At 62.4% G+C, this 16,481-nt stretch carries 14 protein-coding genes and 1 pseudogene; 4 read left to right on the plus strand and 11 right to left on the minus strand.

What is annotated here, in order from left to right; all coding sequences use genetic code 11:
* Nucleotides 1-4: 4 nt before the first annotated feature.
* Nucleotides 5-691 (plus strand): response regulator transcription factor, encoded by a 687-nt coding sequence (locus BMW76_RS26650; RefSeq protein ID WP_007581727.1) that lies wholly within the window; start codon nucleotides 5-7, stop codon nucleotides 689-691.
* Nucleotides 692-942: 251 nt separating this feature from the next.
* Nucleotides 943-2,442: a sensor histidine kinase gene (locus BMW76_RS26655; RefSeq protein WP_090870690.1), complete on the plus strand. Its 1,500-nt coding sequence runs from the start codon at nucleotides 943-945 to the stop codon at nucleotides 2,440-2,442.
* 56 nt (nucleotides 2,443-2,498) lie between these two features.
* Here BMW76_RS26655 and BMW76_RS26660 read toward each other — a convergent pair whose 3' ends face one another.
* From BMW76_RS26660 to mnmC, 8 genes are all read right to left on the minus strand, one after another.
* Nucleotides 2,499-2,981 carry an SET domain-containing protein gene (locus BMW76_RS26660; RefSeq protein WP_090870666.1) on the minus strand — a complete coding sequence of 161 codons (483 nt, stop codon included), beginning with the start codon at nucleotides 2,979-2,981 and terminating at the stop codon, nucleotides 2,499-2,501.
* Between the two features lie 260 nt (nucleotides 2,982-3,241).
* A complete protein-coding gene (locus BMW76_RS26665; protein WP_090870668.1) occupies nucleotides 3,242-4,354 on the minus strand; it encodes an NADH:flavin oxidoreductase/NADH oxidase in 1,113 nt (370 codons plus the stop codon).
* 131 nt (nucleotides 4,355-4,485) lie between these two features.
* Nucleotides 4,486-5,202, minus strand: a complete 717-nt coding sequence (locus BMW76_RS26670; RefSeq protein ID WP_090870670.1) for an MOSC domain-containing protein — start codon at nucleotides 5,200-5,202, stop codon at nucleotides 4,486-4,488.
* Nucleotides 5,203-5,219: 17 nt separating this feature from the next.
* On the minus strand, nucleotides 5,220-5,933 hold the full coding sequence (locus tag BMW76_RS26675; protein ID WP_090870673.1) for a glutamine amidotransferase: 714 nt from the start codon (nucleotides 5,931-5,933) through the stop codon (nucleotides 5,220-5,222).
* A gap of 133 nt (nucleotides 5,934-6,066) precedes the next feature.
* The gene (locus BMW76_RS26680; RefSeq protein ID WP_090870692.1) at nucleotides 6,067-6,711 is read right to left on the minus strand and encodes a MarR family winged helix-turn-helix transcriptional regulator; all 645 of its coding nucleotides are present in this window, start codon (nucleotides 6,709-6,711) and stop codon (nucleotides 6,067-6,069) included.
* 672 nt (nucleotides 6,712-7,383) lie between these two features.
* Nucleotides 7,384-8,499 (minus strand): YbdK family carboxylate-amine ligase, encoded by a 1,116-nt coding sequence (locus BMW76_RS26685; RefSeq protein ID WP_090870675.1) that lies wholly within the window; start codon nucleotides 8,497-8,499, stop codon nucleotides 7,384-7,386.
* Between the two features lie 172 nt (nucleotides 8,500-8,671).
* Nucleotides 8,672-9,874 (minus strand): cation:proton antiporter, encoded by a 1,203-nt coding sequence (locus BMW76_RS26690; protein WP_090870678.1) that lies wholly within the window; start codon nucleotides 9,872-9,874, stop codon nucleotides 8,672-8,674.
* Nucleotides 9,875-10,769: 895 nt separating this feature from the next.
* Entirely contained in the window at nucleotides 10,770-12,737 is a 1,968-nt protein-coding gene (mnmC, locus tag BMW76_RS26695) for a bifunctional tRNA (5-methylaminomethyl-2-thiouridine)(34)-methyltransferase MnmD/FAD-dependent 5-carboxymethylaminomethyl-2-thiouridine(34) oxidoreductase MnmC (protein ID WP_090870680.1), read from the minus strand.
* 489 nt (nucleotides 12,738-13,226) lie between these two features.
* Here mnmC and BMW76_RS26700 point away from each other — a divergent pair, with 489 nt between their 5' ends.
* A complete protein-coding gene (locus tag BMW76_RS26700) occupies nucleotides 13,227-13,505 on the plus strand; it encodes an HU family DNA-binding protein (RefSeq protein ID WP_007581741.1) in 279 nt (92 codons plus the stop codon).
* On the opposite strand, the gene BMW76_RS41310 is transcribed toward BMW76_RS26700, so the two are convergent.
* The 3 genes from BMW76_RS41310 to BMW76_RS26710 all read right to left on the minus strand — a co-directional run bounded on the left by BMW76_RS41310 (nucleotide 13,502) and on the right by BMW76_RS26710 (nucleotide 15,501).
* Nucleotides 13,502-13,663: a hypothetical protein gene (locus BMW76_RS41310; RefSeq protein WP_177200505.1), complete on the minus strand. Its 162-nt coding sequence runs from the start codon at nucleotides 13,661-13,663 to the stop codon at nucleotides 13,502-13,504. The genes BMW76_RS26700 and BMW76_RS41310 overlap by 4 nt on opposite strands.
* Nucleotides 13,614-14,879 carry a GTP-binding protein gene (locus tag BMW76_RS26705; protein WP_090870682.1) on the minus strand — a complete coding sequence of 422 codons (1,266 nt, stop codon included), beginning with the start codon at nucleotides 14,877-14,879 and terminating at the stop codon, nucleotides 13,614-13,616. Before BMW76_RS26705 ends, BMW76_RS41310 begins: the two co-directional genes overlap by 50 nt.
* A 118-nt stretch (nucleotides 14,880-14,997) precedes the next feature.
* Nucleotides 14,998-15,501, minus strand: coding sequence for a lytic transglycosylase domain-containing protein (locus BMW76_RS26710; RefSeq protein ID WP_177200506.1), 504 nt, complete (start codon nucleotides 15,499-15,501; stop codon nucleotides 14,998-15,000).
* Between the two features lie 515 nt (nucleotides 15,502-16,016).
* On the opposite strand from BMW76_RS26710, the pseudogene BMW76_RS26715 reads away from it, so the two are divergent.
* A pseudogene (locus BMW76_RS26715) lies at nucleotides 16,017-16,481 on the plus strand (type II secretion system secretin GspD); the annotation flags it as partial.

The raw sequence follows: 16,481 nt of genomic DNA on the forward strand, positions 1-16,481 counted from the left end.
ATCCATGCGACTCCTTCTGATCGAAGATGACCGCCCAATCGCACGCGGCATCCAAAGCAGCCTCGAACAAGCCGGCTTCACGGTCGACATGGTCCACGACGGCATCTTCGCCGAACAGGCCCTCACGCAAAACCGCCACGAACTCGTGATCCTCGATCTGGGCCTGCCCGGCATCGACGGCATGACGCTGCTCTCGCGCTTCCGTCAGAGCAACCGTCATACGCCCGTGATCGTGCTGACCGCGCGCGACGAGCTGAACGACAGGGTGCAAGGCCTCAACTCCGGCGCCGACGACTACATGCTGAAGCCGTTCGAACCCGCCGAACTCGAAGCACGCATTCGCGCCGTGATGCGCCGCAGTGGCCCGCACGGCGACATGCCGCGTCCCGAAGTGTCGCTGGGCGGCGTGCGTCTGTCGGGCGTCGATCGCCGCATCTTCAACGACGACAAGCCGCTAGAACTGTCGCCGCGCGAATTCGCCGTGCTCGAAATGCTGCTGCTGCGCCATGGCCGCGTCGTCAGCAAGGCGCAACTACAGGATCACCTGACGCATTTCGGCGGCGACCTTGGCGATACGGCCATCGAAGTCTATGTGCACCGCGTGCGCAAGAAACTGGAGAACTGCCGCGTCGAGATCGTCACGGTGCGTGGCTTCGGCTATCTGCTCCAGGAAATCCGACAGGCGTCATAATTGTCGTCAGACCGTCTGGTCTGACGGCGTCCCGGCTGTCCGACAGGCGACCGCGAGCGCATCCTGATGCGCGGCGGTCGCCTGTGCCATTCAGCCCGGCAGCGGCCAGCCAGGATCGCGCGAGCCTCGCGTTGCACATGCGATGCATCTCGTACGACCCGTCGAGCGCGCGCCGCTGAAACCCGCCGTTCAAACGTGCGCTGATGCTGCCGGTCGTCCGTCGGCGCCAGCCTTTTATCGCGGGTTCGATCATGCCCTATCCCGCCGCGAATAGCCTGCGCCGCCAGCTTTTGCGCCGGCTCGCCGCTCCGCTTTCGCTGCTCGCGCTGATGAGCGGCCTCATCGCGTACTGGCTCGCGTGGCAATACACGCAGCACGTCGTCGACCGTTCGCTCGCCGATCTCGCGACGGCCATTTCGAAGCAGATCCAGATCGCCGGCCCTGAGGCGCCGATCACGGTGCCGCCGCTCGCGCAAGCGATGTTCTCCGATCCCGTCGAACAACTGGTGTACCGGATCAGCACGGGCGACGCCGAGATCGCGGGCGATCCGAAGCTGCCGCTGCAAGGCACGAACGTGCGGCGCATGCACTACGCGTACGTGTTCGAAACGCAGCACGAGGGTACGGCTGTGCGCGTCGCACAAGTACGCGTCGATCAGCCGACGGGCAATCCCGTCGTCATCGAAGTCGGCCAGCCTGTGCGTCATCGTTTTCGCATCGCCGCCGAGTTTCTGATCGCGATCATGATGCCGCTGCTGCTTCTGCTGCTCGCGGGATGGGTGATCGTGTGGCGCGTCGTGAACCAGCAGCTCAATCCCCTCACCGATCTCGCCGATTCGCTGAACCGGCAGACGCACACGTCGCTCGAACCCGTCGACGAAACCTTTGTTCCCCTCGAAATCCGTCCACTGACGGGCGCGCTGAATGGTCTGCTCGACCGCCTGAAAAGCGCGCTCGACGCGCAGCGCAAGTTCATCGCAGACGCCGCGCATCAGTTGCGCACGCCGCTCACGGCAATCAAGCTGCATGCGGAGCAGGCGGCCGTCGCACGCGATCCGCAGCAGACGCTCGCGGCCGTCAGGGAATTGCGCGCGGCTGCCGATCGCGCGGTGCGTCTATCGAACCAGTTGCTGTCGCTGGCGCGCGCCGAGCCTGGCGAACAGGCTGCGCGCTTCGTCAATCTCGATGTCGCGTCGCTCGCCTTCGACACGGGCGCCGAATGGGTGCCGCGCGCGCTCGCCGTGCATGTCGATCTCGGTTTTCAACGGCTCGACGATCCGTCGAACGATCATCCGCTGGTTGCGCGCGGCAATCCCGTTTTGCTGCGCGAAGTGATCGCGAATCTGCTCGACAACGCGCTGAAGTATGTGCCGCCGTCGCGGCTCGACGGCGCGCGCATCACGATGACCGTTTCGCAGACCGTGGTGGACGGCGTCGCGATGGCGGAAGTCACCGTCGAGGACAACGGCCCCGGCGTGCCGCCGAAACAGCAGCCGGATCTCTTCAAGCGCTTCTTCCGCGGCGACGGCCAGGGGCAGAGCGACGGGAGCGTCGATGGCGGCGCGGGTCTCGGCCTTGCGATCGTGCACGACATCATGGTGCTGCATCGTGGCAGCGTGCATTACGAAGACACGCCTGAAGGTGGCGCGCGCTTCATCGTGCGCCTTCCCGTTGCGACGGGCGCCGTGCTGGTTGAGCGCGATCCCATGCGCGATACAAAAAAACCGGCGCATGCGCCGGTCGATCCGTGACGACTGTTGGATAGCGGGATTGTGAACGCGCTGCCTTCGTCACGGCAGCGCGCCGCTCACTTTTTCTTTTTCGACTTCTTCTCGCTCTTCTTGTCCGGCTCGGCGAGCATCGTGCCCCGGCATTTGCGCGCGCCGCAGCGGCACTCGTATTCTTTCTTCAGCTTCTTCGTCTGCCGCGCGTCGATCACGAGCCCGTAGTCGTAGAACAGCTCTTCGCCGGCGCCGATATCGCGCAATGCGTCGATATACACGTGGCCGTCGATTTCTTCCGCCTCGCAGTTCGGCGCGCACGAGTGGTTGATCCAGCGAGCGCTATTGCCCTTCACCTTGCCGTCGATCACGTCCCCGTTGTCGAGCGCGAAGTAGAACGTGTGATTCGGCTCGTCCGGATTGTGAGGATGGCGCCGCAACGCTTCCTTCCACGAGATCCGTTCGCCCTTGTATTCGATCAGCCGCTCGCCGGCTGCGATCGGTTCGAGTGCAAACACGCCTTTGCCGTGCACGCCCGATTGACGCACAGCGATCCTGCGTGAACTCATTGAATCAATCCTTTGTAGAACGTTGGGTGAGCAAGCTCATGTTCGGCGATGCCGCCGTGTCTGCCGCATCCGTCACGCTGGTTTTCTGACGCGGATAGCAAACGCGGCGCCGTGCTGGCGCCGCGTCGACATGTGATGCACGAAGCGTCACAACCGAAATCGTACACGGATGATGCGGCTTCGTTCAACCGTCAAACGTGACCATCCGCAATTGCGGCGAACGGTTCGCGGCAAATCCCGCGCGCGGGAAAAGAAACATGTCAGCGCTGACCGAACGAGATGTCACCGAACAGCGTCTTCTGATCGCGCGGTTGCGAGCGCCAATATTGCGGCGGGGCATCGACGCTTGCGCCGAGCTTCGCGGCCGCGTGCCACGGCCAGCGCGGATCGTAGAGCATCGCGCGCGCCATCGCGACGAGATCGGCGTCGCCTTCTTCGATCAGGCCGTCGGCGTGCTCGGGGTCCGTGATGAGGCCGACGGCGATCGTCGTCATGCCCGTCGCCGCTTTCACCGCTTTTGCGAACGGCGCCTGATAACCGGGCTCGAGCGGAATCTTTTGCAACGGCGACACGCCACCCGACGATACATCGATCCAGTCGCAACCGCGCTTCTTCAACTCTTGCGCAAACGCGATCGTGTCTTCGATCGCGATGCCCCCGTCGACCCAATCGATTGCCGATACGCGCACACCGACGGGCTTGTCGGCGGGAAACGCGGCACGCACGATGTCGAAGATTTCGAGCGGAAAACGCATGCGGTTTTCGCGCGAGCCGCCGTATTCGTCGGTGCGCTGGTTGGCGAGCGGCGAGAGGAACTGATGCAGCAGATAGCCGTGCGCGGCGTGCACTTCCAGTGCATCGATACCGAGACGCGCGGCACGACGCGCCGTCGCCGCGAACGCTTCGCGAACGCGATTGAGTCCCGGAAAGTCGAGCGCAAGCGGCGGCTCTTCGCCAGCCTTGTGCGGCAGCGCCGACGGCGCGTGCGGCAGCCAGCCACCTTCGGCGACGGGAATCAGTTGCCCGCCATCCCACGGCACGTGACTCGACGCCTTGCGGCCCGCGTGCGACAACTGCATCGCGACGTGCACCTTCGAATGCTTGCGAATCGCGGCGAGCACGGGCTTCAGCGCTTCTTCCGTCACATCGTCCCACAGGCCGAGATCGGCGGGCGTGATGCGGCCATCGGGCTCGACGGCTGTTGCTTCGATACACAGCATGCCCGCACCCGACAGCGCGAGATGACCGAGATGAATCATGTGCCACGCCGTCGCTTCGCCGCGTTCGGCGGAATACTGACACATGGGTGACACGACGATGCGGTTTGGCAGCGTCACGCTACGCAGCGTGAGCGGGGTGAAGAGAGCGCTCATGGCCTGGGGATGCCCGTTCAAACTCAAGAGCGATTGAGGATAGCACCCGGTCCGATTTGATGCAGACGGTCGGCTGCTTCGCTACCCTCACGTCTGGAGTCACGTCTGAACCGCGCGGCGAATGAAATGAATCAGTGTTGGGCAGCGGGCGTGTCGAGGCGTTTCGTCCACGATTCGACCTTGCCGCTTTCGATGCGCCTGATCGCGATCTTCCGCCACGAAGCCGTGAGCGTATCGAGCTTCGCCATGCTTTCGAGCGCGCGCAGATCGTCGCGATCGACGTACAGCACGCGCAACAGACGATCGACGGTCCACTCCGAATGAGGACGCGCAAGCCGTTCGATCGTATCGCCTGCGCCGACTTCACCCGCTTCGAGCACGCGGTAGTACCAGCCGGTGCGGCGCGTGTCCTGCACTGCACGCGACATGTCGGTGCGGCCGAAGCGCAGGTTCAGCTTCCAGCATGGCTGTCGCGGCTGCGACACCTGCACGATCGCGCCGCCGATCCGATACACGTCGCCAACGCAGACGTTCCTTTCCGTCATGCCGGCCGTGCTGATGTTTTCGCCGAATGCGCCGGGGCCATCGAGCCGTGCGAGACCCAACTCGCCGGCGAGCCATTGCGCGCGCCACGCCGCATAGTGATCGAACGCATAGTGATGCAGCGCCTGTTCAGGGCCGCCGTGATGCTTGAGTTCGGCTTGTTGATCGCCTTCGAGTCCCGTTTCACCGAGCCATACGCGCCCTTCGACGGGCGTCTTGCCGATTGCGCTCGTCTTTCCATGCTCGCCGAGCGGCGCAATCTTGCCGGTCAGCACGGCATCGACGGTAAAAACGCGGTTATCCACGGCGGTCTATCGGAAATTCAGGACTTCGTTGCGAGCTGATCGAGCCATTCGCCGAACATCGTGCAGGCCGCGGCTTCAAGCGTCGGGCCGTGCATCGCCGTATCGGCGCGCAGCTTGCGCACGTCGAGGCCATGCGCTGCGATCTCGCCGGCATTGCCGATCAGCCAGGGCTCGAATCGATCGGTGCGGATTTCCGGATGACATTGCAGGCCAAGCACGTGTTTGCCCCATGAGAACGCTTGGTTCTGACAGGCGGGTGTCGAGGCGAGGTGTACCGCGCCTTGCGGAAGATCGAATGTATCGCCGTGCCAATGAAGCATCGACGTGTGCGCTCCGTCGAGATGGCGCAGCGGCGAATGCTTGCCCGCGTCGGTGAGCGTCAGCGGCGTCCAGCCGATTTCGGTGTTGCCCGACGGATAGACGCGCGAGCCGAGCACGCGCGCGATCAGTTGCGCGCCAAGACAGATGCCGAGCGTCGGCAAGCCGGCCGCGATGCGCTTTTCGATCATCGCGACGAGCGGCCCGAGCGTCGGATAACGGTCGTCGTCGTATGCGCTGATCGGGCCACCGAGAATGACCATCAGCGACGGCATCACAGGGTTCGGCGCCTCGATGCGCGCAAAGCCGACGTCGAGATAGCGTACGGGGCGGCCCCGGTCGCCGAGCACCCGTTCGAGACTGCCCAGATCCTCGAAGTGCACGTGGCGGATGGCCAGAACTTCGTGATTCATCGGCAAATCCCAACGTCAGGTTGACTAAACACGCCGAACGACGCGTCGAAAGACACGCCGCCTGCCGATGCATGGGCGACGCGCGCTCAGCCGGCGCCGATCGATCGGCGGCCGGCTTCGCAGTTTAGCCGACTCAGGCTTGCTGCGCGAAGATCTTCCAGGTCTTTTTCTGCGTGGCAGCGTCGGCCGTCTCGTGCACCGAGCAGTCCAGACGCAGATCGGTGTCCGCCATCGACAGATCGAGCAGCATGCAGCGATGCGGCGTTTTCTTCGGGTTCTTGCTCGCATCGAAATGCGTGCAGGTCACGCACATCCGGTGCGGCGGAATATGGCCTTGCACTTCCAGCTGGCGCACGGTCTTCAGCAGCGTGCGATAGAACGTCGATTGTTCTTCATCGCGCAGCGTGCCGACCGCCTTCGCGAGGAAGTCGGGCCATTGCGCGGCGCGCTTGGCCGCGGTGCGGCCGCGAGCCGTCAGACGCACGGCGAGTGCGCGTCCGTCGTCGAGAGCGCGGCGCTTTTCGACCAGGCCCTTGCTTTCCAGCGTGCTCACAGCATCGCTCGTGGTCGCGGCCGTCAGCGCCGTTTCGCGGGCGATTTCGCCGAGACGCATCGGCCCCTTGCGCTGCATCAGCAGCACGAGGATTTCGCCTTGAGTCGGCGTCAAACCCGCGCCTTCCGCCCACTCCCATGCCTGGCTCCGCATCGCCGTGCTGAGTCGCAACAGGCTGTGGGTCACCCGCCCGGTTGCCTGCTCTCCGTATACGCCTTCGCTCATAGTCTTTCGTTCGTTTGTTGACTGCATGCCGTTGCGCGTCGACATCCGATCTGCGATGCCGGCACGCCGACAGTCTGTTGGGGACGACGATTCGCCGGTCAATCCGGCTCGCCGATATCTACTATCTCAAAAATACCTGTGACGCAGGCCTGTTTTCGGCCGCTTGCACAGGCGCTGCTAACGCTCCGTGTTCCGTTGCGACTGTTTCGCTTTCCTGCTCGAAGACAGGCGGCAACGACAAAAACGACATTCTATTCGAGAGCGGCGAATCGTACAGCTAAGTTATCCCATCCAATCTGTGGATAACCCCGGGATAAGAACGGGACGACTTGTGCGCCGATTCTTGATAACAGGAGCGTCGACGAATGTCCGGCAGATCGTTGTCCCGGGTTCACGGTCGCGATGCACGACCGATCCGCGCGGTTATCGTTTCCACAGCCCATTGAGTTTTCAGGAAATTATTCGGTTGTCCACAGGCAAACGCAATGCTTGTTAACTACTACTACGTTTGTATACGTAAACATTGGAAATACCTGAAGCACACGTCACCGACGTTCGACAAATAAAAAATCCCGCAAAAAAAGCGGGTTTCGTCGGCGTGATGCTCCTTCGCCTGTTTGCCTGCAGCGATAGCGCCGGAAGCGCATACGGGAGCGAATCGTCCGGCCCGGCTCATGCGCGCCATTGCAGGCACTGTTGCCGCACGGCCTCATGCAGCGACTTTTCCTGCTTGACGACGTCGCGCAGCCACGTCGCATCGTTCATCTGACCGCGCGCGATCGCGCCGATTTCCTCGAGCGCGTTGCCCGAAGCCAGCGCATCCGCGTGAGGCGCGATGCGCTCGAGCGTGTGGATGATGTCTTCGGAAATGGTGCGGCGTTCGCCCGTCTGCGGATCGATGCAGGTGCCGGCGAGGCCGAACCGGCAGGCCTCGAAGCGGTTGAACGTGTAGACGAGGTAGTCGTCTTCCTTTGGCGTCAACGGCTTGTCGAGCAGCAGATGCCGCGCGAGCGTCTGGATATAGCACGCGATGGCGGCCGCGCGATCCACGGAGAGCGGCGTGTCCATCACCCGCACTTCGATCGTGCCGAAGCCGGGCTTGGGCCGGATGTCCCAGTAAAAGTCCTTCATGCTGTTGACGACGCCCGTATGCACCATCTTCGAAAAGTATTCCTTGAAGCTGTCCCACGTGAGCACGAACGGCGCGCGCCCCGACATCGGAAACGCGAAGACGGAATTCAGGCGTGCCGAGTGAAAGCCCGTATCGACGCCCTGCACGAACGGCGACGACGCCGACAGCGCGATGAAATGCGGGATGTAGCGCGACATCGAATGCAGCAGGAACAACGCGCTATCCGCATCCGGACAGCCGATGTGCACGTGCTGGCCGAACACCGTGAACTGTTTCGCAAGATAACCGTAGAGTTCCGAAAGGTATTGAAAGCGCGGCGAATCGACGATCTGCCGTTCGCTCCATTGCTGGAACGCGTGCGTGCCGCCGCCGCACAGGCCGACGTTCAGACGGTCGGCTGCGGCGACGAGCACGTCGCGAATCGCTCTCAAATCGGCGACGGCTTGCTCGTGCGTCGTGCAGATGCCCGTCGACAGCTCGATCATGCTTTCGGTGATTTCCGGCGTGATGTTGCCTGGAATCTTTTCGTCCTTGATGAGCCGCATGAGATCCGTGCCCGCTTTGGTCAGATCATAGTCGTGCGTATTGACGACCTGCATCTCGAGTTCGACACCGAACGTGAACGGTTTCGAATCGACGAAGGCTTCGAGTGACATGGCGTTTCCTGATTCATGTCGGCCGGACGGCGAACGATGTCGAACGCGTCCGGCCGGATTGACTTGTCGGATTCGGCGGCGAGGCGCACCGGGCATGCGGACAATGTGCCGCGCTTTTTGCAGCCCTTCGTGCTGCCCTCATTTTGCCGCGCTCATCCGCACTGGTGAGTATTCACTCGCGTCGCTCGCCGACGAGCGCGAGCGAGCGGTACACGAGCCAGGGCCCGACGAGCTGCAATACGACGATCGTGCACATGATGATCGCGCGCAGCGTCGGGTCGAAATTCGGATAAAGCTGGTAGGTGTCGTCGACGAGCAGATAGGCGAGCGCAGACATCGGCGACAACGACAGGCCGAGCGCCATGCCCTGCTTCATGTTCAGACCGCTCGGCCTGGCGAACGCAAGCACGCCGACCAGCTTCGCGATCAGCCGTGCGACGATCAGTCCGACGGCGGCGATACCGCCCATCACGATGTCTTTCCATTCGAAGGTCGTTAAGGTGAGCACGAACAGAATCACCGTCAACAGCCAGCCGGCCGTGCCGAAATGCTGCGGCCAAAGCTGCGGACGCGCTTCCAGATTCTTCACGATGATGCCAGCGGCAAGCAGGCTCAATATCGTCGACAGCTTGAAGACATGCGCAACCGCGATCGCCAGCAGAACGAGACCGAACAGCGCGACGAACGAGTGCTCGTCCTGAAGATTCACACGCTTGTAAAAGAACGTGATGGTCCGCGCGACCAGGTACGCGAGGATCAGCGAACCGATCAGCAGATAAAGCGGCTGAAGAATCGTCGCGAGCAGATTGCCGTAGGCCTCCTGATGCAGCCAGCCCGACGCGAGCTTTTCGACGATCACGGCATACATGCTGTTCAGCGCGGTGAGCGTCATCAGCCGCTGCGTGACCTGGCCTTCCGCGCGCAGCTCGGTTTTCAGCTGGATCACCATCGCGGGCGACGTCGCCATCGCGATCGATGAAAGCACAAGCGCCGTCACCGTGGGCACTTTCAGGAACAACAGCACGAGCAGCACGAGCACGAACGTAAGCGTCGATTCGGCGACGCTCGACACGATGAGCCATGTATTGCGGCGAATCCAGCGCAAGTCCAGGCGGCTGCCGAGCTCGAACAGCAGAAGACCGAGCGCGACATCGAGCAACGGACGCGCGGCCGTCGACGACTCCGGATCGATCACGCCGGACCCCGCCGCGCCCGCGATCAGTCCGATCACTGCATAGCCGGAAACGCGCGGCAGATGCCACGCGCGATAGCACAACTCGCCGACGAGCCCTGCGGCGAGCAATGCAAGGCCAGCCCAGAAAATGGCATCGGGCGTGAGCGGCCAGGCTGGAAAGAATGAAAACGCCGACTTCATCGTGGTGGCTTCTCCTTTACGACAACCGCTGGCAACGCGAACGGGCAGACGCCGGTGGCACGCGAGGCGCAAGCCGTATCCATTGCCGCGATAGGTTCGCGTCTGCCGGCGTTGCGAGCTGTCAACGATCGGATGAAAAACTGAAACGAACACGCCGATGCCGCGTGACTACGGGCGGCCCGACGTGAGTGAAAAGAGCGCCGTCGACTTTTGAATCAGATTCTGTTGGTCTGGCAACCGTTCCATTGACGCGTCGGTTGCGGGGGCAAAACACGACGCGGAAGAACGGCGATTGTGCCATAGCTTTTTTACGATTGACGGAAAAGCGTCGAACAGACAGTCAAAACGGTAAAAACGTACGCTAATTACATGACAACAGGAAAAAGCGACCGGCAACCGTCCGCTGTTTGCGGCTGAATGCCTTGCTGCGACGGCTCACAGCGCGTGTTTCGAAACATTGCCTGCGTTGGATTGACATCGAGTTCAGGCGTTCAAGTGGCTCGCGCGTTTGAGCTTCGCGCATTAGCTCGCTCGCGTCGCGAAGCGAATCGAGCGGGACTTCTGAACAGAGATGAAACGATGCCGCCGCGCGTCGGTCGACCGCGGGCTTTTTATCTGTAGGTTTACCTGTATGTATACGTAGTAGAAGTTAACAAGGCCGCCGCATTTCTGTGGACAAGCCGGGTTTACCGAAACGAATCAGCGCCTTGCCGAACGCATAACCGGATGCGTTAGATGTGCGTGCCGGACGGGCTTCAGCGGATAACTTTTCTTGGTAATTCAGAAGCCTTCGAGTTACCCCGTTTACGTCCACATCGATTCCACACGAGTTTCGCGCGCAATTCTCGCGGTTATCCACAGATTGCCGTGGATAACTTTCGACGGGGATGGACGATCAGCGCGCGGTCCCTTGGCGCAGCGCGCGCAGCAGAAAGCGCGCGGGGTCGAGCGCTTCCACGAGTTCGCGCTCGACGGGGCAGGGCTCGCCTTCGATCTGCGACGCGATCAACTCCGCGCCGAGCGACGCCCATATCAGTCCGCGCGAGCCGAATGCAAATGCGCCATAGAGTCCCGGTGTGCGCGGCAGATCGAGTGGCCATGCGCCGCGCAGCCTGTCGGTGTCGCGAATGGCGGCCGATTCGTCGGCGAACGCGCCGATCATCGGCAAGCGATCGCTCGTCACGCAGCGAAACCCGATGCGCCCTTCCAGCGACGCCAGCCTGGCGGTATCCATCGTTTGATCCATATCGGGCAGCAGGCGCGCGATGCGCTCGATGTTTTCGATGTGCGCGTCGGCGCGCAAGGCGGTGTCGGGATCGTCGATGTCGTAGCTCGCGCCCGTCAGCGTGACGCCGTTGGGTAGCGGCACTGCGTATCCTTCGCCCATCACGGGCACGCGCAGCGCTTTTGCCGCGCTTTCGGGCAGCAGCGTCAATTGGCCGCGCACGCTGCGCGTCGGTGCATGGCGCAAGCCGGCGACGCGCGCCGCTTCATGTGCATTGGCAAAGATGACGACAGGCGCGCTGGCGATCGCGGCGCCGTCGGCACCGAACACGATCCACTCGTTGCCCATGCGTTCGACGCGCGCTGCTTCGACATTGAAGCGCCGCTCGAGCAACGCTTGCGACGCGTCGCACTGCGCGGCGCACAGCGACGCAGGCGAGATCCAGCCGCCATGCGGAAAGAACCAGCCGCCTCGCGCAACGCGCATGTTCGCGATGCGCTGCGCGTCGTCGGAGGAAACGGGTGTCACGTAGTCCTGTGGATAGGCGAACGCGGCAAACGCCTGAGTCATCGCGAAGGCTTCGTCTTCATCGGCGGCGATTTGCAGAAGTCCTTCGGGACCGCGCATAGCACGATGACCGCGCCGCTCGAGCGACGACCAATGCCGCAACGCATAGAGGAAACCGGCGCGTGTGATGCGCGAGCCGACGCTATCGTCGCGCGACATCATCGGATGAAACACGCCGGCGGGATTGCCCGATGCATCGCGGGCGACAGCCGGATGCCGTTCGAGCGACGTCACGCGCCAGCCGCGCGCGGTCAGACGCTCGATCGCGGCGCACCCGGCGAGCCCCGTGCCGATGACGATTGCATGCCGTTCGTCGACGGCAAGCGGCAGCGGCGGCTCGTGACGCCGCACGCGATAGCGCGGCGCAAAGCGTCCGACGAGCATCGCCCGCTTCCATCCGAATCCGTCGACTTTGCGATACTCGAAGCCGGCTTGCTGCAGCCCGCGTTTGACGTCGCCCGCGCTCGTATAGGTGGCGAAGGTCGCATGATCGCCGGCAAGGCGCGCGAGCGACTTGAAGATCGCGGGCGTCCATAGTTCGGGATTCCTGGCGGGCGAAAAGCCGTCCAGATAGAACGCGTCGGCGCGCAGCCAGAGCGAGTGCAGCGTCTGCGCGGCATCGCCGAAGACGAGCGTGAGCGTCACGCGGCCGCCTTCGAATTCGAGCCGATGGACGCCGGGCACGAGCATCGGCCACGCATCGGCGAGCTGCCGGGCGAGCGGCGCAATCGATGTATCCGCAACGGCTGGCGCGCTTGCTGCGATCAGATCGGCTGCCGAGAACGGATGCTTTTCCGTCGAGACGAAGTGCAGCCGCCCGCAGCGATCGGGGTCCGCGCGCCATGCGGCCCACGTCGCGAGAAAGTTGATGCCGATGCCGAAGCCCGTCTCCAGTACGGTAAAGAGCCGCCGCTTTTGCCAGCGCCCAGGCAGATCGTTGCCTTTGAGAAAGACATATTCCGCCTGCTCGAGCGCGCCGACCGCGCTGTGATAGATGTCCTCGTAACGCGGGGAATACGGTGTGCCGTTGTCGCGAAAGGCAAGAACGGCGGGAACGAGCGGCTCGGTCATGCGCGTTGAAATGCAGTGCGGAGGAATGAACTCTGGAGGAATCCGGGATAAATCCGGGTATCGGCGAGCGTCCTCATGAACGCTGTTCGCGACGCCGAAGCCCACGCCAGCACCCGTTAAAGCCCGTCCAGACGCCGCCTGGAGGCCGTTCCAGGCCGGTCGAACGTTGGCAAAAACCAACGCTGACGGGGCTCTGAGCGCTGCCAATAGCGTCTATTCGATGCGCTCGAAGTAAAAAAAGCTGCTTTCCATGCTGTATAAGGCATTGCGGCGTGTAATTCTTCGAAACCCTTATCCAGATTGGGTTTGCGCTGCGCTATCATAGCAAGCGCCGCGAGGGAAGCGGCAGCACGGTGCTCTGCGCGGTGCCAGGCGTGCCGCGGGAGTGCGGGGTATTCCCGAGCCGTCGCTGCTCGACGGCGCGGCGCGCGCACGTATAATCGGCGCGTTCGCGCTGTTCGTGTCAACCTAAACCAGAAAGGAACCTTAATGAACAAACAGGAACTGATCGACGCCGTCGCAGGTCAGACGGGCGCCAGCAAGGCTCAAACCGGCGAAACGCTGGACACGCTGCTTGAAGTCATCAAGAAGGCTGTGGCGAAGGGTGATGCAGTCCAGTTGATCGGCTTCGGCAGCTTCGGTTCGGGCAAGCGCGCAGCACGTACGGGCCGCAACCCGAAGACGGGCGAAACCATCAAGATTCCGGCCGCAAAGACCGTCAAGTTCACGGCTGGCAAGGCGTTCAAGGACGCAGTCAACAAGCGCTAAGCATCAGCGCCTGATTTGTTGACACCCGCCATCGGCGGGTTTTTTTTCGTCTGCGATTTTTTCGTCCGCGCTTGCGATGCCGGGCGTCGGCCCATCAGTCGATCATGCTCAATGATGGTGGTGATGACCATCATCATCGTGATGGTGATGATGCGCATGATCGTGGTCTTCGTCGTCGTCGATATCCCACGCGGGGAACGGGTCCGGCAGTCGTCGCCAGCCTTCAGCGCCCAATGCATATTCGGTGTCCGTCAACAGGCACGCATCGAACTTTGCCCGCCACTTCGCCGGTTCCATATCGACGCCGATCAGCACCAGCTCCTGGCGACGGTCGCCGATCGTGAAGTCGTCGGCGTCGCCATACCAGTCCGCCGCGATCTCTTCCAGCAGTTCGTCGTCCCCTTCGGGCCATTCGCTGCGATCCTGCGCGGCCCACCATGTGCCCGCCGGCACGGGACGGCATGCGCCGCCCGCCTGCGACAGCGAACCGCCAATGTCGTTGCGCGTCGCGAGCCAGAAGAAGCCCTTGCCGCGCAGCACGCCCTTCCATTCTTCGTGAAGCAGCGTCCAGAGACGCTGCGGATGAAACGGTCGCCGCGCGCGATAGACGACATGCCCGACGTCTTCGCCCTCGCCCGTTTCCTGATGACTGAGCGGATCGTGCAGCAACGCGAGCCAGCCCGCCGCGTTGGACGTCGCGTCGTAATCGAAGCGACCTGTGCCAATGACTTCGTCGATGGGTGCATTGCCGTAGCTGCTCGCGATCTGCGCCGCGCGCGGATTGAGCGCGGCGAGGATCGCCTGCAGATGGGCGAGATCGTCGGCGGAAACGAGATCGGCCTTGTTGATCACGAGCACGTCGCTGAACTCGATCTGTTCGATCAGCACCTCGACGATCGTCCGGTCGTCGTGTTCATGGGCAGCGATGCCGCGCTCGGACAGCGCATCCGTCGATGCATAGTCGCGCAGAAAATTCGCTGCATCCACAACCGTCACGGCGGTATCGACACGCACGCGCGCGGCCAGCGATTCGTCTTCGATGATCGATTCGACGAGATCCATCGGTTCGTCGATACCCGATGCTTCGATCACGACGGCATCGAAGCGATCTGCCGCCGACGCGAGTTCCAGTATCTGTGCGAGCGGATATTCTCCGGCCTGCACGCAGACGCAGCCGTTCGGCAGTTCGATGCGCGATGTCGTTGACGACGCGGGCGCTGCGTTGTCGATATCGACACGGACGGTAGCAAGATCGGTGACGATCGCGGCGACGCGCGGGCCGCCGCGGTTCGACAGAATCTGATCGACGAGGGCGGTCTTGCCGGCGCCCAGAAAACCGGAAATCACGGTGACGGGCAATAGCGGCTGATTCATCGTGGTGCGAAAAACTTGAAGGTGAAAGACGCATGCGCCGGTCGGGCGTCAGACAACAGGCATCGGACTCAGACGAATGTCGACGCTAGCCGGCAGCAGCACGAAGCCGCATTGTGCATCAATTGGCGCGAGACCGACGCGTGTCGTTGTCCGCAGTGACGGCGGTGCGTGCCCGAGTATTTTCGGGCGGCATCAGGTTCCACTTGCGAAGTATCGCGACGATTTGCCTTGCGTACTCGTCGCGCAGCGATGGCGTTTCGGAGTGGTAAGCGCCGACGGCCGCCCACGTGTTGCCGTACTTGTTCATTTTCTGCCGCAGATGCCATGCGGCGATGTACACGTTTTTGCACGGCTCCATCAACGTGCCCTGCGAAATGCCGTACTGCGCAAGCGTGGGCAGATGCACGGAGTTGATCTGCATGACGCCGTAGTCGGTCGAGCCGTTGGCGTTCTTGTGCACGGCGGCGGGACGGTTGTGCGATTCCTGCCAGGCGATGGCCCGAAGGATCAGCGGATTGACCTTCTGATAGCTGGCGGCCTCGTCAAAACAGTCCGCGCGCGCAGACCCGGCGCCCAGCAGCGCTGCAAGCCCAACGGCGACGGTGAGTGAGGACGGCTTCATCGGTCAAGATGGTGAATTATGTCGGTGTGCGAACGGAAAAAACGGTAAAGACGACTCGAAACCCTTATCCGGCGGACCTGCACTCGGGAAAACCCGCTACGCATGTTATGCTCGGATGACTGGATCCGCCCGTATCATACCGGCTGGATATGTCGAGTCAAAGTTGGCCAACCGACATAAGCCAGTAAATTGCGGCCAAAGGGAAACCGTGTGTAACAACGTACGGTTCGAGTCATAAACTTTCAAGAACGTAACGGAGCACGCAATCAGACGATAGTCTGATCGGAATCGTTAGGGGATCTCACCGGCCTTTCGGTCTTTGTGACATTTCCGACACGAAAAGCTGTTACTGTTCATTGTTTTCGGTTACAGGGAAGCAAGGCGTACCGGGCATTCGCTGCTGTGGGAACGTCGTGTCAGACCGAGGTCGACCTTGTGTCGGCCGGTCGTCCACTGTGCATGATTGTCGACGGATCACCGTCGGCTTCGAAATCCTATCCATGAGAAGAAATCGTATGGCATTGCGTCGCGTGGCGACAGCGCTGCTGGTCGCTGGCATGATCACCGCGCACACTGCACACGCACAGGTGACGCTCAATTTCGTCAACGCCGACATCGACCAGGTCGCCAAGGCGATTGGCGCGGCGACGGGCAAGACGATCATCGTCGACCCGCGCGTGAAAGGGCAGCTGAATCTCGTCTCCGAGAACCCGGTTCCGGAGGACCAGGCGTTGAAGACCTTGCAGTCCGCGTTGCGGATGCAGGGCTTTTCGCTGGTGCAGGATCACGGCGTGCTTAAGGTCGTGCCCGAAGCGGATGCGAAACTGCAAGGCGTGCCGACTTACGTCGGCAATGCGCCCGCGGCGCGCGGCGATCAGGTCGTCACGCAGGTCTTTCAGCTGAAGAACGAATCGGCGAACAACCTGCTGCCCGTGCTGCGTCCGCTCATCTCGCCGAACAACACGGTTGCGGCCTATCCG

Source organism: Paraburkholderia diazotrophica (assembly GCF_900108945.1).
Classification (GTDB): Bacteria; Pseudomonadota; Gammaproteobacteria; order Burkholderiales; family Burkholderiaceae; genus Paraburkholderia; species Paraburkholderia diazotrophica.